The sequence below is a fragment of the Burkholderia sp. Ac-20345 genome (assembly GCF_017104825.1).
In the GTDB taxonomy this organism is placed as follows: Bacteria; Pseudomonadota; Gammaproteobacteria; order Burkholderiales; family Burkholderiaceae; genus Burkholderia; species Burkholderia lata_B.
The window spans coordinates 1-20,228 of sequence record NZ_JAAGPO010000041.1; the positions used below are offsets into that span (position 1 = coordinate 1).

Genomic DNA, 20,228 nt, shown 5'->3' on the forward strand with positions numbered 1-20,228 from the left:
CACGTCGGCTTTCACCGTCCGGTCCTGCCAGCCGCCGCCCAATGCGCGGTAGAGGTCGACCGTGTTCGACATCCTCGCCAGCCGGACCTTCACGAGATTCTGCTGCGCGTCGTACAGCGAGCGCTGGCTGCCGCGTTGCGCAGCGACGCGATCGACCTGGAGGCCGAGCCGTGCGCGGTCGACAACGGCGCGCCGTGGCTGGTCGTGCGGCTGAAGTCGGCCGATGCCTGCATCGGCCTGACGCCCGATCCGGCCGCGCTGGAGGCGCTCACGCGCCGCTACGGCACGGACGGCCTCGCGGTCTACGCACCGCACGCCGAAGGCGGCCCCACGACGTTCGAAATCCGCTGCCTGATGACGGGCGGAAGCTTCGGCTTCGGCGAGGATCCCGTCACCGGCAGCGCAAACGCCGCGCTGGCCGGGCTGCTGACGCGGCAGGAACGCCGCCCCGGCCAGTCGTATACGGCCCGCCAGGGTACGGCGATCGGCCGCGACGGCCGCATCTTCGTCAGCTATGACGAAAACGGCGCCACGTGGATCGGCGGCCATGTCGTCACGGTCGTCGACGGCACCTTCCTGTCACCCGCCTGACATTTCGCGATGTGCGATGGCGCCGGCCCGTCCGGCGCCCCCTACGATTCGCCCAACTATCGCAAAAACGTTCCAGCCAGTAATATCGGGCCTAATCCGTTGTTTCGGAGGTCTGTCCATGGTTGCGTGTCCCGCGAACGAACAGACGTCGGGACAACCCCAATCATAGTCAGCCATCCAGACGGATGGCGCACGCGAGCAGGACGCCACCCTCTTCGATGAGCTCCGCCCGGTCCAACCACACGCCGCCGACCCGGCCGCTACGCGCGCCGCGCAAATCGCGCCGGCGTGCGCTATTTGCGATCCCGCTGCTCGGGATGCTGGCGCTCGCGCTACTGTGGGCCGTGATCATCGCGCGCCTGTCGGTGGAAAAGGACAGCGCGTACAAGGAAGCAGCGGCTTCCGCGGCGATCCTGTCCTCCGCGCTCGAGCAGCATACGGTCAAGGCCATCCACCAGGTCGACCAGATCACCCGCTTCGTCAAGTTCGAATTCGAGAAGTCGCCCGCGCGCTTCAATCTCGCCAGCGCCGTCGAGAAAGGCGTCGTGCCGAGCGACACGCTGATCCAGGTGTCGCTCGTCAACGCGAAAGGCATCCTGTTCGCGAACACGGCCGAGCTTCATCCGCAGCCGATCAACCTGTCCGACCGCGAGCACTTCAAGGTTCACCTCTCGCACAACGACGACCGCCTCTTCATCAGCAAACCGGTCCTCGGCCGCGTATCGAGCCACTGGACGCTGCAGATGACGCGGCGCCTGAACAACCCGGACGGCAGCTTCGCGGGCATCGTCGTCGTGTCGGAAGACCCGAGCTACTTCACGAACGACTTCTACAACAACGCGGCGATCGGCAAGGAAGGCGTGATCGCGGTCGTGTCCGATACGGGCGCCGTACTCGCGCGGCGCACGGGCTCGGTCAGCAACGCGCCCGGCGCGTTTTCGGCGTCGGGCGTCTACCCGATCGCCGAGCGTGTGACGGGCACGATCATCGACCCGATCGACGGGGTGACGCGCATCGTGTCGTACCGCCACCTCGACGGCTACCCGCTCGCGGTGATGGTCGGGCTGTCGCAAACCGAGGAATTCGCGGACTACTACCATACGCGCAACGTCTACCTGCTGATGACGAGCTTCATCACGCTCGCGATGCTCGCGTTCTTCGGCGTCGCGACGGGCCTGATCGGCAAGCTGCTCGGCCGTGAGCGCGAAATGACGCAGCTCGCCGAATTCGACCTGCTCACGGGCCTCGCGAACCGCTATGCGACGCTGCGCGGGCTGCGCAACGACGTGTCGATGCCGACGAGCCTGTCGCGGCTCGGGCTGCTGTTCATCGATCTCGACAACTTCAAGACCGTCAACGACACGCTCGGCCACAACGCCGGCGACATTGTGCTGCAGATGACCGCGTCGCGCCTGTCCGATGCGGTCGGCGACGAAGGCTCGCTCGCGCGCATCGGCGGCGACGAATTCGTCGTGGTGATGAAAGGCGACGACGTCGAGCGGCGCGCGGTGCGGCTCGCGGAGGCGATCATCCGGATGTTCGGCGAACCGTTCGACGTGCGCGGCAGCTCGTTCGTGCTGCATGCGAGCATCGGCATCGCGCTGCATTCGGTTGCGAACGAAAGCGAGATCGACCTGCTGAAGAAGGCCGATCTCGCGATGTACAGCGCGAAGGACGCCGGCAAGAACTGCTACCAGTTCTACGCGCCGCACCTGTCGCACCGCGCCGACCACCTGATGCGCTGGGAGCAGCAACTACGCGTCGCGCTGGCCGAGGGGCAACTGTTCCTCGCGTACCAGCCGAAGATCGACCTCACGCACCGCTACATCACCGGCTTCGAGGCGCTCGCGCGCTGGGATCACCCCGAGCACGGGATCATCTCCGCGAACGAATTCATTTCGATTGCCGAATCGACCGGCCTGATCGTGCCGATCGGCGATTTCGTGATCCGCACCGCGTGCGAGCAAATCGCACGCTGGCGCGACGAGGGCCACGACACGCTGACGCTCGCGGTCAACATCTCGCCCGTGCAGTTCTGGCGCGGCGACCTGATCGAGACGATCTCGCGCACGCTGCTGGAAACCGGCATCGACGCGAACCGGCTCGAGATCGAGATCACCGAAACCGCGATGATGGAGTATCCGGAACTCGTGTCCGAGAAGATCGTCGCACTGAAGAAGCTCGGCATCCGGATCGCACTCGACGATTTCGGCACCGGGTATTCGTCGCTGTCGTACCTGCACCGCTTCTCCGTCGATACGCTGAAGGTCGACCGCTCGTTCGTGCAGGCGATCCCGAACGATCGCAGCGTGTGCGTGATGGTGTCGTCGATCGTTCATCTCGCGCGCTCGCTCGGCCTGACCGTCGTCGTCGAAGGCACGGAAACCGAGGAGCAGATCACGTGGCTGGCCGCGCTCGGCGAGATCGAGGCGCAGGGCTTCCTGTTCTCGCGACCGGTGCCGGCCGACGCGATTCCCGCGCTGATCGCACGCTTCGGCGTGCGCAGCGCCCCGCCGAACGTGATTGCGCACCGCGCGACCGGCAGCACCGGCGCGTAAGCGCGTCGCGGCCGCGGCAGGCGTTGCGCGCGCGGTCATTGTTTCGTTTTCCGATCCGATTGTTTAGTTCATAAACTAGCGTTTTCGCGCATGGCAGTGTCACTGCGCGCAGCGGACAATCAGGAGGGCCGACGTGTCGGCGGGCCGCCGGCATGGTCACACGCGAGAGATCGGGCCCCGTGCCCACACCACCAACATGACAACCGTCGAAATCGAAGCGACCGCTGATGTCGAACAGGCACAGGCTTCCCTGTGGGACCTGTTCAAGGTCGTGGCCAGCATTTCGGCGGTCTCGTGGGGCGGGCTTTCGATGATGGCGCAGCTCGAACGCCACTACGTGGAACGTCTGCGGCGCATCGAGCCCCACGTCTTCGGCGACCTCGTCGCGCTTGCCTGGCTCGTGCCGGGCCCCGTCGGCTGCAACGTGGCGGTACAGGTCGGCCAGATCCTGCACGGCCGCGTCGGCGCATGGGTCGCCGGCATCGCGAGCGTGCTGCCGTTCTCCTTCCTGATGACGCTGTTCGCGATCTTCTATCAGACGCCGCTCGTGCGTTCACTTGCCGCGCCGATGCTGATCAATCACTTCGGGATGGTGCTCGCCGCGCTGATCGGCGTCACGTGGGTCAAGCAAGTGCGTTCGCTTGCGCGCACGCGGCGGGAGCAGCTGATCGCCGCGCTGTCGACGATTCTGCTCGCTTTCGCACATAATCCGGCCGCCTTCGTCGGGATTCTCTTCGCGGCATTCGCGGCAGGCTGGCTGACAGGGCCGACGCAACAGGACGCAGTCGATTTCGCTCTGTCGAAGCGCGACCGCAACCTGCTCGTGCTGCTCGGCGTGCTGGTCGTGCTGTTCGCGGTGCCGTTGCCCGGCGATTACCAGGCGACGCTGCTGTGGCCGCGCCTCGCCGGCGCGGGCATGACGCTGTTCGGCGGCGGCTTTTCCGCACTGCCCGTGCTCAAGACGCTGTTCGTCACGCCGGCAACGGGCATCTCCGATCACGACTTCACGCTGGCGTTCGCGCTGTCGCCCGTTGCGCCCGGGCCGCTGCTGAACGTTGTGCCGTTTCTCGGCTACCTGACCGACGGCTGGGTCGGCGCGCTGCTTGCGACGGCCGCGCTGTTCATTCCGTCCGGGTGCCTCGTCGTGTTTGCGCAGAACCACCTTTCCCGGCTCAAGCGCCATTCGCGCTTCGAACACGGGATGCGCCTGCTGCGTGCGGCGACCACGGGCTTTCTCGTCGTGGCCGTCGTGAGGATCCTGCATCGCGAACCAGCCGACCCCGTTTACTGGCTGACGGGCGCCTTCGCGACGCTGTGCTTCGCGCGCTTCAAGGTGCCCGTCTATGCCGTGTACGGCACGGTCGCGGTTGCGTGCGGCGTGTGGCTGTGGGCCGCCGCGCGCTGACGGGCGACCGCCGCCGCCCCGCCGGGTTCTACCGGCATTCGCCCATCTCGCCCGTTCCGCCCATCCTCAACCTGCCTGCACCGCGACCCGGCGGGCCATCCAGCGGGCACGCAGCGCGTCGTATGCGAGGTTGAAGCAGAACGTGTAAGGCAGGAAGAACAGCACGATGCCGAGGTCGAGCACCAGCGCCTCGACGAGGCTCACGTTCAGCCACCACGCCGCTACCGGCACCACCATCGCCACGAGGCCGAGCTCGAACGTGACCGCATGTGCGATCCGCATGCCGAGCGTGCGCGACAACCCCGCGCGGCGCTCGAAGCGGTCGAACAGCGTGTTGAACGCCATATTCCACGCCATCGCGATCAGCGACACCATCACCGTCAGCACGCCGACGTGCGACACCGGCATGTCGAGCAGCCAAGCGCCGATCGGCGCGCACAGCGCGATCGCGACCAGTTCGAACGTCAGTGCATGCAGCAGCCGTTCCGTCACCGTTTTATTGACCTGTTTCATGATTCCCTCCGATTCGTCTACTTCGTTCATGGCAGCCATTTTGATCGGCGCAACCGTATGAATCCAGTTTGATATCATCGGTTTTACCGATACATCACTGCCAGGAACGCCGCATGCGCCACGCCCCCGAAGCCCTGCTCGCATTCGCCGAAGCCGCGCTGCTCGGCTCGTTCACGGCCGCCGCGCGCAAGCTCGGCAAGCGCCAGTCAACCGTGTCGGAGGCGATCGCGAACCTCGAGATCGATCTCGGCGTGCAGTTGTTCGACCGCTCGACGCGCGCGCCGACGCTGACCGACGCCGGGCGCGCACTGCTGCCGCAGGTCCAGCGCGCGCTCGAGGCCGGCGCGGCAATCGACCGCACGGCCGCGCGGCTCGCGCGTGGCGAGGAAGCGCGGCTGACGCTCGTCGTGTCCGATACGTACCAGTCGAAGCGCTACGAGGAAACGTTGATGGCGCTCGAACGGCGCTTTCCGGCGCTCGAGCTCGAATGCCAGATCGCCGAGCACGAGGACGTGCTCGACCTGATCCAGCAGGGGCGCGCGCAGCTCGGGCTGATGGCCGCGCGCGCGGCCTACCCGGCCGATATCGGCGCGGCGACGATCGCGGAAGAATCGGAGATCGGGCTGTTCGTCGGCCGCACGCATGCGCTCGCCGAATACGGCGACGCCGACGTGCCGCACGCCGCGCTGCGCGACGTGCGCGAACTGCGCCTCAATACCTATGTGAAAACGGAAGGCCGCGGCGCCGACGACCGGATCGTCGTCGGCACGCAGCACTGGCTGGCACCGAGCTACCTGATGCTGCTGGAGATGGCCGTGCTGGGGTTCGGCTGGGCCGAGCTGCCGCGCTGGATGGTCGACCACTTTGCGCGTGATCGGCTGTGCGAACTGCGTGCGCGCGGCTGGCCGCGCCGTGTGCGGGTCGATGCGGTCTGGTCGCGCAACCGGCCGCTCGGCCCGGTCGGCTCATGGCTGCTCGATGCGATGCTGGCCGCTTAGCGGCGTTTGCCGACACACCGGCGGCTGCGCGCCGGCGGCCGGCCCCGGTCTATCAGAAGCCGCGCGACAGCACCGCCGCGCCGATCGTGACGACGCCGAGCACGAGGTTCACGAGGACGAGCAGGCGCACCGTATTCACCGCACGCGCACCGTCAGGCCACTTCTGCGCCTGCACCGCGCGGCGGATGCGCGGGAACAGCGCGAACCGGATATGCCCGAAGATCAGCATCATCACGACGCCGAGCCCGGCCATCGCGTGCAGCGACCACGTCGCGTGCGCGCCGCCGAATTTCACGAGCAGGAAGCCGCCGGACAGCAGGATCACGATCACGGAACCCGATACCCAGTTGAAGAAGCGGCCGAACACGCCCTCGATCAGCGGCAACCGAAGCTGCGGCGACAGGTCGGACAGCGCCGGACGCAGGCAGAAGTTGGCGAAGACCATCCCGCCCACCCACACGGCGACGGCCAGCAGATGAAGAAACAGCGCGACGGAGACAGCATGGGACATGACGGCAATCCTGTGAGGAGTTGGGTGCGGCGAACGGCCGCGTCGCACGCGGCATCGAGCGACGTTCGACCGGATTGTCGCTTCGCGGTTCAGACCCCAGGCGCGATTTCACACTATTTTGCAAGTTCCGCGTGACAGCGCCACACTTGCTTACCCGAATCCCCATGCCAAAAGAAAAGGCCGCACGTCCGCCGAAGCGGAGGTGCGGCCTTCGATCGCGGCCGAACCGGACGATCGAACGTACGCGGCGTCAGCCGAGCAGCGGACGCAGTTCGTTGACGACCTTGACCTTTGTCTCCGGCGTGCGGCCCTTGCGTGCGCGCTTGCCGACGTGCGGCGCGAGCCCTGCATACGACAGCGTCTCGTCCATCGCCTTGCCGCCGCGGCCGGTGCCGATCAGCACGACGCCCGCTGGATCGATCGCAAGCGCCTGAACGAGCGTTTCCTTGTCGTCGAGCGCCATCAGGATCACGCCGCGACCGCCGCCGGACAGCGTCTTCATCTCGTCCATCCCGAACACGAGCAGGCGGCCGCCGCTCGACAGGCACGCAACCTGGGTCGCGTTCGGCAGCACGGGCATCGGCGCGAGCGGCGCCGCGCCCGAATCGATCGTCATGAACGCCTTGCCGGCCTTCACGCGGCTCACCATGTCGCCGACCTTCGCGAGGAAGCCGAAGCCGTTGCTCGACGCGAGCAGCAGTTGTTGATCGGCCGGCGCCGCGTAGTAGTGCATCAGGTGCGAGCCCGATTCGAGCTCGATCAGCGACGTGACCGGCACGCCGTCGCCGCGCCCGCCCGGCAGCACCGACACGTCGACCGAGTACACACGGCCGCTGCTGCCCCATGCGATCAGGCGATCCGGCGTGCGGCACTGGAACGCCGCGTACAGGCTGTCGCCGGCCTTGAACGAGAAGCTGGCCGGGTCGAGCCCGTGGCCCTTCAGCGCACGCACCCAGCCCTTCTGCGACACAACCACCGTCACCGGTTCGTCGACCACCTTCGCCTCGAACGTCGCGCGCTTTTCCTGCTGGATCAGCGTGCGGCGATCGTCGCCGTACTGCTTCGCGTCGGCCTCGATCTCCTTGATCATCAGCCGCTTCATCGCGCTTTCGTTCGCGAGCAGTTCCTCGAGCTTCGCCTTCTCGTCGCGCAGCGCTTCGAGTTCCTTCTCGATCTTGATCTTCTCGAGCCGCGCGAGCTGGCGCAGCCGGATTTCGAGAATATCTTCCGCCTGCCGGTCGGTGAGGCCGAACGCGCTCATCAGCGCGGCCTTCGGCTCGTCCGACTCGCGGATGATGCGGATCACCTCGTCGATGTTCAGGAAGACGATCATCCGCCCTTCGAGGATGTGGATGCGGTCGTCGACCTTCGCGAGACGATGGCGGCACCGGCGCGTCATCGTCAGCTGGCGGAACTTCACCCATTCGTCGAGGATCGTCAGCAGGCCCTTCTGGCCCGGCCGGCCGTCGGCGCCGATCATCACGAGGTTCAGCGTCGCGTTCGATTCGAGGCTCGTGTACGCGAGCAGCGTGTTCACGAATTCCGTCTGGTCGATCGTGCGCGACTTCGGCTCGAACACGAGCCGCACCGCCGCTTCCTTGCCCGACTCATCGCGCACCGCGTCGAGCAGGTCGAGCATCGCCTTCTTCGTGTTGAGCTGCTCGGGCGTGAGCGTCTTCTTGCCGAGCTTGAGCTTCGGGTTCGTCAGTTCCTCGATTTCCTCGAGCACCTTCTGGCCCGACGTGCTCGGCGGCAGCTCGGTGACGACGAGCTGCCACTGGCCGCGCGCAAGATCCTCGATCTTCCATTTCGCGCGCACCTTCAGGCTTCCGCGGCCGGTTTCATAGGCCGCCGCGATTTCCGCGTCGCTCGAGATGATCTGGCCGCCGCCCGGGAAATCCGGGCCGGGAATCAGGTTCATCAGCTCCGCGTGCGTGAGCTTCGGATTGCGGATCAGCGAGACCGCCGCCGCCGCGACTTCGCGCAGGTTGTGCGAAGGGATTTCAGTCGCAAGACCGACCGCGATGCCCGACGCGCCGTTCAGCAGCACGAACGGCATGCGGCTCGGCAGCGTCTTCGGCTCCTCGAACGAGCCGTCGTAGTTCGGCATGAAGTCGACCGTGCCCTGGTCGATCTCGTCGAGCAGCAGCTTCGCGATCGGCGTGAGGCGTGCTTCCGTGTATCGCATCGCCGCCGCGCCGTCGCCGTCGCGCGAGCCGAAGTTGCCCTGCCCGTCGATCAGCGGGTAGCGCAGCGAGAAATCCTGCGCGAGACGCACCAGTGCGTCGTATGCCGACTGGTCACCGTGCGGGTGGTATTTACCGAGCACGTCGCCGACCACGCGCGCCGACTTCACCGGCTTCGCGTCCGGGCCGAGGCCCATTTCGTTCATCGCGTAGAGAATCCGGCGCTGCACCGGCTTCTGGCCGTCGCAGACGTCGGGCAGCGCGCGGCTCTTCACGACGCTGACCGCGTAGCTGAGGTACGCCTGCTCCGCGTAGTTGCCGAGCGTCAGCGCATCGGCATCCGGTGCGTCGGACGCGGCGAAGAGATCGGAAGTATTGTCGTCCATCTGAATTCCGTATTCGTAAGTGGCGTGAGGCCCGGCCGCGCAGGTGCTCGGCTTAGATGTCCGCTTCGACGTCGTTGCCCTTTTCCTCGAGCCAGCCGCGCCGTGCGGCTGCCTCGCCCTTGCCCATCAGCATCGTCATGCGCGCGACGGTCGCCTCGTAGTCGAGCTCCCCGAGCTTCACCGGCATCAGGCGGCGCGTGTCGGGGTTCATTGTGGTATCCCACAGCTGCTCGGCGCTCATTTCGCCGAGACCCTTGAAGCGGCTGATGCTCCACTGGGTCTCGCGCACACCGTCCTTGCGCAGCTTGTCGAGGATCGCCTCGAGCTCGCCGTCGTCGAGCGCATAGAGCTTCTGCGCGGCCTTCTTGCCGCGCGCGGGCGCGTCGACGCGGAACAGCGGCGGCCGCGCGACGCACACATGGCCGCGCTCGATCAGTTGCGGGAAATGCTTGAAGAACAGCGTGAGCAGCAGCACCTGGATGTGCGAGCCGTCGACGTCCGCGTCCGACAGGATGCAGATCTTGCCGTAGCGCAGGTTCGACAGGTCGACGCTTTCATCGGGGCTGTGCGGATCGACGCCGATCGCGACCGAGATGTCGTGCACCTCGTTGTTCGCGAACAGGCGGTCGCGCTCGGTTTCCCACGTGTTCAGCACCTTGCCGCGCAGCGGCAGGATCGCCTGGTATTCCTTGTCGCGGCCCATCTTCGCGGAGCCGCCTGCCGAATCGCCCTCGACAAGGAACAGTTCGTTGCGCGCGATATCTTCCGTCTCGCAGTCGGTCAGCTTGCCGGGCAGCACAGCAACGCCCGAGCTCTTGCGCTTCTCGACCTTCTGGCCCGCACGCGTGCGCGCCTGCGCCTGCTTGATCACGAGTTCGGCGAGCTTCTTGCCGTGCTCGACGTGCTGGTTCAGCCACAGCTCCAGCGCGGGACGCGAGAACGACGACACGAGCTTCACCGCGTCGCGGCTGTTCAGGCGTTCCTTGATCTGCCCCTGGAACTGCGGATCGAGCACCTTCGCGGACAGCACGAACGACACGCGCGCGAACACGTCTTCCGCGAGCAGCTTCACGCCCTTCGGCTGCAGGTTGTGCAGTTCGACGAAGCTTTTCACCGCCTGGTAGAGACCGTCGCGCAGGCCGGATTCGTGCGTGCCGCCGGCCGGCGTCGGGATCAGGTTCACGTACGACTCGCGCACGAGCGAGCCTTCCTCGCTCCATGCGACGACCCACGATGCGCCCTCGCCTTCGGCGAAGGTGTCGTCGCCCGAACGCGAATCGGCGAAACGCTCGCCTTCGAACAGCGGAATCAGCAGCTCGCTGCCGTTCATCTCGTCGAGCAGGTAGCCGCGCAGGCCGTCTTCATATTTCCACGTCTGGCGCTCGCCCGACTTCTCGTTGACGAGCACGACCTCGACGCCCGGCAGCAGCACGGCCTTCGAGCGCAGCAGGCGCTGCAGTTCACCGAGCGGCAGGTTCGGCGAATCGAAGTACTTCGGATTCGGCCACACCTGCACGCGCGTGCCGGATTTCTTCTCGCCGCGGCCCGCGCCTTGCGTTGCGAGCGGCTTCACCACATCGCCTTCGGCAAAGCCGAGCTCCGCGATCTTGCCGTCGCGCCAGACCGTTACGTCGAGGCGCGTCGCCAGCGCATTCGTCACCGACACGCCGACGCCGTGCAGGCCACCCGAGAACGTGTAGGCGCCGCCCGCGGCCTTGTCGAACTTGCCGCCCGCGTGCAGGCGCGTGAATACGATCTCGACGACCGGCACGCCCTCTTCCGGGTGCATGCCGAACGGGATGCCGCGGCCGTCGTCCTCGACCGATACCGACTGGTCGGCATGCAGCGTGACCGTGATCTGCTTGCCGTAGCCGCCGAGCGCCTCGTCGGACGCGTTGTCGATGACTTCCTGGATGATGTGCAGCGGATTCTCGGTACGGGTGTACATGCCGGGACGCTGCTTGACCGGCTCGAGACCCTTGAGCACCTTGATCGATGCTTCGCTATAGGCCGCGCTGGGTTTCTTCGTTGACATAGGCGCTGAATTTCGTCATTCATCGGGACGTTGTCCACACCTCGTGTGGATAACGTCGTGGACAAAACGTTGAGTTCCGTAAAAAAGCGAATCGAAACAACGGTGTGCTTGGACTGCTCCGAAAGCGGGCGCGCGGCGTGCGCTGCGCTGCCCGGGACGCGCGGTATTTTACTGGTTCCGCGTGGCACGCCAATCGCGGAATCGCGCGCGGCGGCCGCCGGCCGCGCGACACGTCTGCGGATTACGCGGGCTTGCGCTTCGCCTCGAGCGTTTCCCACCGTTCGAGCGCTTCGAGCAATTCGTCATCGATCGCCGCGAACCGCTCGGTCAGGCGTGTGCCTTCCTGCGGATCCTTCGCAAAAATCGAGCCGTCTTCGAGCCTGGCGTTGATCGTCTTCTGCTCCTCTTCGAGCGAGGCGATCTTCTCCGGCAGCGAATCGAGCTCGCGCTGCTCGTTGAACGACAGCTTCACCGTGCGTTGCGCGTTGCGGCCCGCGGCACTTTTCGCCGCGTCTTCCTTGACGGGTGCCGCGTCCTTGACCACGCGCTTCGCCGCGTCCTGCTGCGCGAGCTGATCGGCACGCGCGCTCTGGATCTGCCAGTCGGTGAAGCCGCCCACATATTCGCGCCACTTGCCGTCGCCCTCCGCCGCGATCACCGACGTCACGACGTTGTCGAGGAACGCGCGATCGTGGCTGACGAGCAGCACCGTGCCGTCGTAGTCGGCCAGCAGCTCCTCGAGCAGTTCGAGCGTCTGGATGTCGAGGTCGTTGGTCGGTTCGTCGAGCACCAGCACGTTCGCCGGACGCGCGAACAGGCGCGCGAGCAGCAGCCGGTTGCGCTCGCCGCCCGACAGCGACTTCACCGGCGAACGCGCGCGTTCCGGCGCGAACAGGAAATCGCCGAGATAGCTCATCACGTGCTTGCGCACGCCGCCGATCTCGACCCATTCGCTGCCGGGGCTGATCGTATCCGCGAGGCTCTTTTCCTGGTCGAGCTGCGCACGCATCTGGTCGAAATAGGCGACCTGCAGGTTGGTGCCGATGCGCACCGTGCCTTCGTCGGGCTTCAGTTCGCCGAGAATCAGCTTGAGCAGCGTCGTCTTGCCGGCGCCGTTCGGGCCGATGAAGCCGATCTTGTCGCCGCGCATCACCGTCGTCGAGAAGCGATCGACGACCGCGCGGCCGCCGTAGCGCTTCGTAACGTCGGTCAGCTCCGCGACGATCTTGCCGGACTTCTCGCCCTGCGCGACATCCAGCTTCACGTTGCCCAGCGTGTTGCGGCGGTCCGCGCGCTCGTTGCGCATCTGCACGAGCCGCGCGATGCGGCCGACGCTGCGCGTACGGCGCGCTTCGACGCCCTTGCGGATCCACACTTCTTCCTGCGCGAGCAGTTTGTCGAACTTCTCGTTTTCCACGCGCTCGATTTCGAGCTGCTGCGCCTTGCGCGTCTGGTACGCGGAGAAATTGCCCGGGTACGACAGCAGCCGGCCGCGATCGAGGTCGACGATACGCGTCGCGACGCGGTCGAGGAACGCGCGATCGTGGGTGATGAACAGCAGGCCCGCGCGCTGCGCGACGAGCAGCTCTTCCAGCCAGCGGATGCCGTCGAAGTCGAGGTGGTTGGTCGGTTCGTCGAGCAGCAGCACGTCGGGCTGCAGCACCAGCGCGCGCGCCAGTGCGACACGCTTCTGCATCCCGCCCGACAGCGCGTCGACGGGTGCATCGACGTCCGCCAGGCCGATCTGCGCGAGCGTCATCGACACGCGCGTGCGCCAGCTCCACGCGTCGTGTGCATCGAGAGACGACTGCAGCGCGTTCATCCGCGCGAGCAGCGCATCGTGCTCGGCGCCTTCGGGTATATCCGCGAGGCGGTGCGCGATCGAATCGTATTCTTCGAGCAGTTCGCGCGTGTGCGCGAGCCCCGATGCCACTGCATCGAACACCGTCGCGCCCGGCTCGAATTCGGGCTCCTGCGGCACGTAGACGGTCACGAGCTCCTGCTGGCGCGTGACCAGCCCGTCGTCGGCCTTCGCGAGCCCGGCGACGATCTTCAGCAGCGACGACTTGCCCGCGCCGTTGCGGCCGATCAGGCCGACGCGCTCGCCGGCTTCCAGCGAGAAATCCGCGTGATCGAGCAACGCGACGTGACCGAACGCGAGCTGCGCGCCGGAAATGGAATAGAGCGACATGGGGAGACGGCGAAGAGAGAAATCGGAAGCGCCCATTGTACCGGTCGCGGGCGGCGCCACCGGTATGGCCGGATGGATAAGGCCGGCAAACGGGTTGAGAGGCGGGTTGGATCGTGCTTTTGGCGGCAGGCTGGCGGTGTCCATCGAGGCGCATCGGCGCGATGCGATGGCCCATCGGGTGCGCCCGGCTTCCGGTAGCGGACGCCGCGCGCAGGCTCTATGTGAAAGGTCCAATTCCGACCGGATGCCTGCGGCCGGCCGATCGACCATTCCGCGCCGGACGCCTCGGGCGCCCGTACGCGGCATGCGCGATTACTTCACGTTGAGCATGATCGTCGAGCTCATTTCGGGGCCATACGAGCGGTGCGCGCCGTCGCCGAACTGCAGCGTCAGCGTATGCTGGCCGGGCGGCAGCTTGATCTCGGTTTCGGTTTGCGCCTTGCCGAAGTGCAACGAACGCTCGCTCGCAGGGATCACGTCGCCCTTCGGAATCGGCCGGCCGTCGATCAGCAGGTGATGATGGCCGGTATTCGGCGTCATGTCGCCGGCGGGCCGAAGCTCCATCCCTTCAAGCCCGAACTTCACGTGCACCGGGTTCGACACCGTCGCGCCCTCGCTCGGCGCTTCGAAATACACGCGCGCCTCGGCCCGCGCCATCGTCGACACGGCCATCGCCGCCACGCACACCGCACCTGCGATCCACTTTCTGTTCAGCATCGCATTCTCCTTATGATTGGACAGCCCGGGAAGCATACACCGCACGCACGGCATATGTGTTTCGGTTGCGTTGTTCGCGATGCGTACGTTTAAAACGACGTTGCGGAGCCGTTCGGCGAAATTCCGGTACCATTGCGCCTTTCGTCCGCCGGCCAGGCCGCGGACGGCATCACCGGATTTCCATTTTTCCCGAGCGCTACATGAGCGAAGTAACCGAATACCAGAGCTGGGTCTGCCTGATTTGCGGGTGGGTCTACAACGAAGCGGAAGGGCTGCCCGACGAAGGCATCGCGCCCGGCACCCGTTTCGCCGACATCCCCGCCGACTGGCGCTGCCCGCTGTGCGACGTGGGCAAGGAAGATTTCGTCGTCGTCGATTTCTGATTCGCTGATTCCCTGGTTTTCTGATCGCGGCTGATCGCGCGATCACGCGCGTCGGCACGCATTCCGCCCCGCCGACGCGCCGCGCGTTTGCTATACTCTGCGCGCTGTCCACACTGCCGTCCGGTTCGCGTTTTTCCACGCGATCCCCCGGACATGGCTCTCCCCGTAGTTCAGGGGACGGAATGACAAATGCATGGCTTGTCCAGCAAGGCTCCCGCCCGCTGCTGTAGCAAATCCGTAGCACGCAAAAAGCCCGCTCGCTGCGGGCTTTTTCGTAGGCGTGAGCCGGAGTTAGGCCGGCCTAAGCGGCTCTGCGGGCCGTCACAATTTCGATTTTATCGCGCGCTCTAGGCAGGCTCTCTTTCATTTTTTACCAAGCGACCTTACGTTTCAGTTTCGAGATTTGGACGAGCATCTCGTCAGCTTGATCTCTGAGCCTCTCGAAGTTGTAGCGTTCAGCCATACCGCGAATCGAATAAAGTCTCGCACGCCAATACATGGGATCGGCAATGACCGTCCCACAAGGAAACTCGTCTCGTTTCAAATCAATTGTTTGAATCGCGCTTCTGACATGCCCCAATTCTTTTTCGATCGTACAGTAGCGATCCATGTCTTGCCTCGTATCTTCTATGAATGTTGCGGCGACACAGCAGTACGTGTCGCAACTTACTTCGCCCAACAAGCACTACCCCGTATATGGTCAACGAGTATGCAAAATGCGCACCACCGGCTCCAAACCGTTGACGCGCGGAGATGGAACCTTGCGAGACGGAGAAATAATGGACGGGGGTGCGGGAAATGTTTCAGACTTGAACCGTGAAGCATCGACTTTCTGTCGGCGGCGCAACGCACCTTCAAGCCGATGCGCACGGAATACGGGACGATCGGAGCGGAAGATTCAGTTGTGAAACGCTGAGGCAGCGTGGAGGCCAGCAACCTCTCTTTGCCGCCTGCCCGGCAGTACACGGAAAGTCACTTTGGCTCTGAAGCCATCTCGCCTGCGGGATAGAGTTGCAGCATTGAACGCGCAGCCTCGACATTCGTCGTATGCAGCCATTCGTCATAGTCGGTCGGGCGCAGGATGACCACCGATCGCTTTTCGTCGCCGGGCTTGTGCATGCGCCCCATCACTGCATGGCCATCGCCGTTGACGGTAAGCATGGACATACCAACCAGCGTACGGCCGTCGTCGCCATCGTAGAGCCGCCAGATGCCGGCGACGCAATACGATTGCCAATCTGTAAGCCCGATCCGCTGCCAGACATTCCGGCCCGTTTCGTAACAAGGCTCGTATATCCATCGGGCCGGGATCAAGCAGCGCTGCCCATCTCGCCACGCCTTGCCATACAGCCGGGACTCGCCGACGGTTTCTGAACGGGCGTTGACCGTGTCGAGCTTTCTCCGCTTCTTGCCGTTGTCGTCGACGCGCTCAGGTTGCATGAACTTCGGCCAGAAGCCGAACACGGCCTTCACGATGCCAAGGCCGTGCCCATCCGCCCATGCGATCGGAGCGGCATAGTCCGGGTACACATCCGGCTCCCACGGGTCGCGGCGGTACAGATCGCCGATGCCGACCTTCAGCTCGTTGATGCCCGGATCTTCGGTTGGTGCCTTGTAATTTGTGCACACTGCCCGCCCCCATTTTTGAGACTTGACGGCCTCATCTTACTCCGCGATAAACTGTACATCCATACAGTATTTTGCGTGCATCATGATCTTGCCCCCATTCGACCCTCCTCAGTACGACGCGATGTCGGAATGGTGGCTCACGTGCACGTACGCAGATGTCCATCGGCTGATTCTCGAAGTGCTACACCTGCGAATTACGCTGCGTGAGATGGGCACTCTTACCGGCAACGCCACGAGAATGATCGCGTACCTCGATCGTGCCGACGAGCTGCAATACGCAGCCCCGCTGCGTCGCTTGTCGATCAAGATCGACAAGGAGATAACGCGGGCAGGACGAATGGGCAATCCACGCGCATCGGTTGCCCCATTCTCCGACGAGTGGCGTGCTCGCGAAGCCATGAAATGTAGGCTCCACGACGTCCCCGGCGAACCAGATCCCGGCTCCGACAAGGCAACGAAGCTGCCTGAGTTCCAACGCCTGACATGGGAGGAGTTGCGCGACACGTGGAGCGCGATCAACTACAAGAAAAATCGCGCGCTGACACTCGAACAGCGATTCGTGTTGGAAGTCGTGCATGTGCGCCGGACGCTGCGGCTCATGGAGAAAATGGTCTGCGCCGCCGAGCTGGAATTGAAGAAGAACGGCTATCCCGACTCGTTCGCACTCGATCAGCTCCGCCGCATGATTGACGGCGCTCGCTTCGATTGACGCTGCCGGCCTGCGCCAACCCGTGAACGCTATGCCGGCACGATAAATCGCACCGGCATCTTCGGCTAGAACAGCCCCACTGGCTGCGCCGCGTCATCCCAACTGAAGATGATCAACTCGTTCCGGTCGACGGCCTCAACGCCGACCGTATACTGGATCGGCACGGTCTCGATGTAGAACCCTTCGAACACGCGTCGAATGTCCGGGTGATCGTTGAGACTCACAATCGCGCGACCTTTGAGACGGCGCAGCCGCTCGGCCATCTTTTCATACTCAGCGAACGGAAACGGCACACCGTACCCCTGTGTCTCGTAATACGGCGGATCGAGATAGAACAGCGTGTGCGGTCGATCGTATCGGTCGATACACGCAGCCCAATCCAAACGCTCGATGAAGGCATTCGCCAACCGCTGATGCGCGACGGATAGCTCCTCCTTGAGCCGAATGGGATTCAATCCCGGCGGTGCCAGCGTCTTCGATCCGAACGTCTGCCCTTCGAGCTTCCCGCCAAAGCAACTTTTCTGCAGGTAGTAGAAGCGTGCAGCTCGCTGGATATCGGTGAGTGCTTCCGGGATCGTATGCTTCAACCAGCCGAACAGCTCACGGCTCGTAAACGCCCAATTGAACTGGCGCACGAACTCGTCGACGTGATGCTGCACGACACGATACAAATTGATCAGCTCTCCATTGATATCGTTGACCACTTCGACCTTCGCCGGCGGGCGCATGAAGTACAGCGCGGCCCCGCCCGCGAACACTTCGACATAGCAGTCGTGTGCCGGGAAACGCGGGATGAGGTGATCTGCCAGACGGCGCTTACCGCCGATCCAAGGAATGATGGGATTTGCCATTGTGAAAGCCGTTTTTAAACTTGGTGTAGAATCCGGCCCGCCTACGTAGGTAAGCAGGGCCTTGGCTGATTCACTGGCTCAGACAGTGGAAAGGCGGCCGGCAGGATGCTCGAACATCCCGCCGGCCGCCCTGTTTCTTTCGAGACCGCTCGGCCTCGATTGCCGCGCTACTGCGGCAAATTGGTTTGCGTGTCGCCGATCAACGCGTCGTAACTGCGCTCGCACTGGCGACCGGCAATGCCGCGCTCGTCAGCGATCCTCGCCAACTCTCCCGCGCGGTCGTCAGCCCGGCCGAACACGTCGGCAAGCAGATCGAGGGCGTCATCGGCTGCCTTGCTTCCACCGGTAGCGCCGGCACGCCGGACGTCGACGACAAGCGCGGCAACCTGCTTACGCAGCCCGTCAGAAGCTCCACCAGCAGCAGCGGCATCAGCCACCGCCTGATCACGTTCTTTCGCAGCATCGGTTGCGATCTCCTGTTGTGCCGCCAGTCGGCGGCGAAACTCGTTACGCTCGTTCACCAGGTCGTCGATCTGCCTCGCCTGATCCGCAACCTTCGCGGACTGGTCTGCGTCTCGATGCCCCTTGAAGTACCCGCAGGCCGAGCCGGCTATCACGCCGGCCACGACGAGGAGCCAGATACGCGGATCGATCCACGTCATGCGGTCACCTCCCCGCCGGCCGCGCGATAAGCCGCCAGCAATTGCTCGATATCGTTCTCATGCTGGCCATAACCGGCCCCCGGCAGACTGGCCCACACGTTCGATACCTTCGCCACGGCCTCGCGAAACCGGCCCGCGTCGATCAACGGCAACGCACCGTGCTCGCGGAGCTGCTGCAGCGCATATCGATCCTGCGAAACCGGCCCGAAGTCGGGCAGCTTCATCTGCACCTGATAGATCCGCCACCAGCGCGTGAGAATCTGATAACGGCCGGCCGCCGTCGATGGCACTCGAATCTGTCGGTTGAGTACGTTCGGATGCGCCGCATAGCTCGCAAACAGCAACGGCCGTGCCGACGTAGACCCGACCAGCACGTTGTAGCCGTCGTCCGACTTCGCCAGCAGCGCCGCAGTGATCTCGCTTACCGCAAGGACATCGAGAAACGCCACACGGTTCTTTCCGCCTGCGGCGGCAACACTGATTCGCGCCATCGTCACTTCCCCCCAAACACACGCTTTGCATTCCGACGCAGCAGCACTTCGAGGTACTGCGACCCCACAATGCCGAGCGCACTCCCGAGACCCAACAGCGCGATCGGCGGCAGATCCGGAATCTGCAGCAGCGCAATGCCGGCCACCATCGACGTCGCCGATCCGAGCATGGCCCGGCCGGCAATGAGCCGAAAAGTCAGTTGCTCTCCGCCTACCAACACCTTCGCGATGCCGATCAATCCGCCCATGATGATCAGCTCCAGAATCGTCTTTTCGTGGTCTTGCATCGGTTCCCCTTTCCGATAAAAAAAGGCCGCCACGGTTGCCCGTGAGCGGCCTGTAAATAGAATGCGCGACGCGTTACTGCGGCGCCGGCACCACCAGAGTGATTTTCTTGCCCGACTTCTTCTTGTGCCCGACCTTCGCCTTCCCCTTGTTCCCTCCGTTCAATGAGACGACCGTGATCCACCCGCGCGACGCGAACGTGTGTTCGACCGACTCGATCAGAAACTCGCCGTCCACACCGGTCTTGAACCCCTTCAGCGCGACCGTCTTTTCCGCCGACAGATCAGCGCGGCCGCGCATCGTCAGCCGGCTCGTCGACGTATGGCGGTTGAGCGTCGCAAGTCGCGACGTCGCACCGGCCTTCGCGGCTTCCGGACTGGCGAACGCATGCCGTTCGGTATGCACCGCGGATGCACCTGGCGGGGCATCCGGATTCGGGATCGTCAGATCGATCTTCTTCCCCGTCTTGCGGTCGTGCACCTTCGTGCGAACGGCCGCAAAGCTCGCGCGATCCGGGAAGTTGATGTCGTAGTCGAGCAGATCGCCGGGCGTGAGCGTTACGATCGGCAGCGGCTTGCCGCTCGCGCTCTTACCAGCGCCGCGAGGCAGCACGATCAGCTTGCCGGCCTTGACCGTCGCCGTCGCACCGTAAAGGCGAGCAACGCGCGTTATGAAGTGCAGATCGCTTTCGCCAAACTGGTCGATACGCGGCACGACGACGTCGACGTCGCACGCGGCCGACCATTTGTTACGACGCGCGACGTCGCCGACGATGTCGGCCAGCTTCGCATTCGACCAGCTCCCGTTTCGCTGCGTTTTCGACGTCGCGCGCATGTTCGCCGGCTTTCCTTTGATCACGACGCTGGCCGGCGGCCCACGCACACCGACCTCGTCGACGGCATACTCGCCGAGCATCGACAGCCCCTGTCCCTCCCATCCGATCGACACCTTCAACGTCGCGCCCTTCGGAGGAAACTCGATGCGGCCGTCGCGATCGTCGAGCGTGATCGTGCATTCATCTGCGTCTAGACCGGGTTTGTCGATCGCCCGAATCTCGAGCACGCGATCCTGAATGACCTTGGTCACGTCCGAGCCGTTCGCGACGACCTGAAAGATCGCTTCCATCG

The 20,228-nt window shown here is 64.6% G+C and carries 19 protein-coding genes; 6 read left to right on the top strand and 13 right to left on the bottom strand.

Annotated elements, in window-relative coordinates; translation table 11 throughout:
* The 3 genes from G3O06_RS16650 to G3O06_RS16660 all read left to right on the top strand — a co-directional run.
* A partial coding sequence (locus G3O06_RS16650) for a PhzF family phenazine biosynthesis protein (protein WP_241020077.1) occupies positions 1-591 on the top strand: 591 nt, incomplete at its 5' end.
* Positions 592-809: 218 nt separating this feature from the next.
* A complete protein-coding gene (locus G3O06_RS16655; RefSeq protein ID WP_174967755.1) occupies positions 810-3,149 on the top strand; it encodes an EAL domain-containing protein in 2,340 nt (779 codons plus the stop codon).
* Positions 3,150-3,345: 196 nt separating this feature from the next.
* A complete protein-coding gene (locus G3O06_RS16660) occupies positions 3,346-4,554 on the top strand; it encodes a chromate transporter (RefSeq protein ID WP_174915800.1) in 1,209 nt (402 codons plus the stop codon).
* A gap of 66 nt (positions 4,555-4,620) precedes the next feature.
* Here G3O06_RS16660 and G3O06_RS16665 read toward each other — a convergent pair whose 3' ends face one another.
* Entirely contained in the window at positions 4,621-5,067 is a 447-nt protein-coding gene (locus G3O06_RS16665; RefSeq protein ID WP_174915799.1) for a multidrug/biocide efflux PACE transporter, read from the bottom strand.
* A gap of 113 nt (positions 5,068-5,180) precedes the next feature.
* On the opposite strand from G3O06_RS16665, the gene G3O06_RS16670 reads away from it, so the two are divergent.
* Positions 5,181-6,065 carry a LysR family transcriptional regulator gene (locus tag G3O06_RS16670; protein ID WP_039370345.1) on the top strand — a complete coding sequence of 295 codons (885 nt, stop codon included), beginning with the start codon at positions 5,181-5,183 and terminating at the stop codon, positions 6,063-6,065.
* Positions 6,066-6,117: 52 nt separating this feature from the next.
* Here G3O06_RS16670 and G3O06_RS16675 read toward each other — a convergent pair whose 3' ends face one another.
* The 5 genes from G3O06_RS16675 to G3O06_RS16695 form a co-directional block, all read right to left on the bottom strand.
* Complete coding sequence (locus tag G3O06_RS16675; protein ID WP_174915798.1) at positions 6,118-6,576, bottom strand: CopD family protein; 459 nt, start codon at positions 6,574-6,576, stop codon at positions 6,118-6,120.
* 250 nt (positions 6,577-6,826) lie between these two features.
* Positions 6,827-9,148, bottom strand: coding sequence for a DNA topoisomerase IV subunit A (gene parC, locus G3O06_RS16680; RefSeq protein ID WP_205816808.1), 2,322 nt, complete (start codon positions 9,146-9,148; stop codon positions 6,827-6,829).
* 52 nt (positions 9,149-9,200) lie between these two features.
* Positions 9,201-11,183: a DNA topoisomerase IV subunit B gene (locus G3O06_RS16685; protein ID WP_011352819.1), complete on the bottom strand. Its 1,983-nt coding sequence runs from the start codon at positions 11,181-11,183 to the stop codon at positions 9,201-9,203.
* 241 nt (positions 11,184-11,424) lie between these two features.
* On the bottom strand, positions 11,425-13,410 hold the full coding sequence (locus G3O06_RS16690) for an ATP-binding cassette domain-containing protein (RefSeq protein WP_205816809.1): 1,986 nt from the start codon (positions 13,408-13,410) through the stop codon (positions 11,425-11,427).
* A 276-nt stretch (positions 13,411-13,686) separates the two neighbouring features.
* Positions 13,687-14,091 carry a DUF4399 domain-containing protein gene (locus tag G3O06_RS16695; RefSeq protein ID WP_174915795.1) on the bottom strand — a complete coding sequence of 135 codons (405 nt, stop codon included), beginning with the start codon at positions 14,089-14,091 and terminating at the stop codon, positions 13,687-13,689.
* A 200-nt stretch (positions 14,092-14,291) separates the two neighbouring features.
* Between G3O06_RS16695 and G3O06_RS16700 the strand changes: the two genes are divergently transcribed.
* Positions 14,292-14,474: a rubredoxin gene (locus G3O06_RS16700; protein ID WP_006398668.1), complete on the top strand. Its 183-nt coding sequence runs from the start codon at positions 14,292-14,294 to the stop codon at positions 14,472-14,474.
* Positions 14,475-14,844: 370 nt separating this feature from the next.
* On the opposite strand, the gene G3O06_RS16705 is transcribed toward G3O06_RS16700, so the two are convergent.
* A complete protein-coding gene (locus G3O06_RS16705; RefSeq protein WP_205816810.1) occupies positions 14,845-15,084 on the bottom strand; it encodes a hypothetical protein in 240 nt (79 codons plus the stop codon).
* Positions 15,085-15,446: 362 nt separating this feature from the next.
* Positions 15,447-16,103, bottom strand: a complete 657-nt coding sequence (locus G3O06_RS16710; RefSeq protein WP_205816811.1) for an SOS response-associated peptidase family protein — start codon at positions 16,101-16,103, stop codon at positions 15,447-15,449.
* A gap of 238 nt (positions 16,104-16,341) precedes the next feature.
* Here G3O06_RS16710 and G3O06_RS16715 point away from each other — a divergent pair, with 238 nt between their 5' ends.
* The gene (locus tag G3O06_RS16715; RefSeq protein ID WP_205816812.1) at positions 16,342-16,812 is read left to right on the top strand and encodes a hypothetical protein; all 471 of its coding nucleotides are present in this window, start codon (positions 16,342-16,344) and stop codon (positions 16,810-16,812) included.
* A gap of 65 nt (positions 16,813-16,877) precedes the next feature.
* On the opposite strand, the gene G3O06_RS16720 is transcribed toward G3O06_RS16715, so the two are convergent.
* From G3O06_RS16720 to G3O06_RS16740, 5 genes are all read right to left on the bottom strand, one after another.
* Positions 16,878-17,663: a DNA adenine methylase gene (locus G3O06_RS16720; RefSeq protein WP_205816813.1), complete on the bottom strand. Its 786-nt coding sequence runs from the start codon at positions 17,661-17,663 to the stop codon at positions 16,878-16,880.
* Positions 17,664-17,830: 167 nt separating this feature from the next.
* Positions 17,831-18,325: a DUF2514 family protein gene (locus G3O06_RS16725; protein ID WP_205816814.1), complete on the bottom strand. Its 495-nt coding sequence runs from the start codon at positions 18,323-18,325 to the stop codon at positions 17,831-17,833.
* Positions 18,322-18,816, bottom strand: a complete 495-nt coding sequence (locus tag G3O06_RS16730) for a glycoside hydrolase family 104 protein (protein WP_205816815.1) — start codon at positions 18,814-18,816, stop codon at positions 18,322-18,324. Before G3O06_RS16730 ends, G3O06_RS16725 begins: the two co-directional genes overlap by 4 nt.
* A gap of 2 nt (positions 18,817-18,818) precedes the next feature.
* Positions 18,819-19,103 carry a phage holin family protein gene (locus G3O06_RS16735; RefSeq protein ID WP_205816816.1) on the bottom strand — a complete coding sequence of 95 codons (285 nt, stop codon included), beginning with the start codon at positions 19,101-19,103 and terminating at the stop codon, positions 18,819-18,821.
* Between the two features lie 73 nt (positions 19,104-19,176).
* Positions 19,177-20,226 (bottom strand): contractile injection system protein, VgrG/Pvc8 family, encoded by a 1,050-nt coding sequence (locus tag G3O06_RS16740; protein ID WP_124647115.1) that lies wholly within the window; start codon positions 20,224-20,226, stop codon positions 19,177-19,179.
* Between the last annotated feature and the right edge of the window lie 2 nt (positions 20,227-20,228).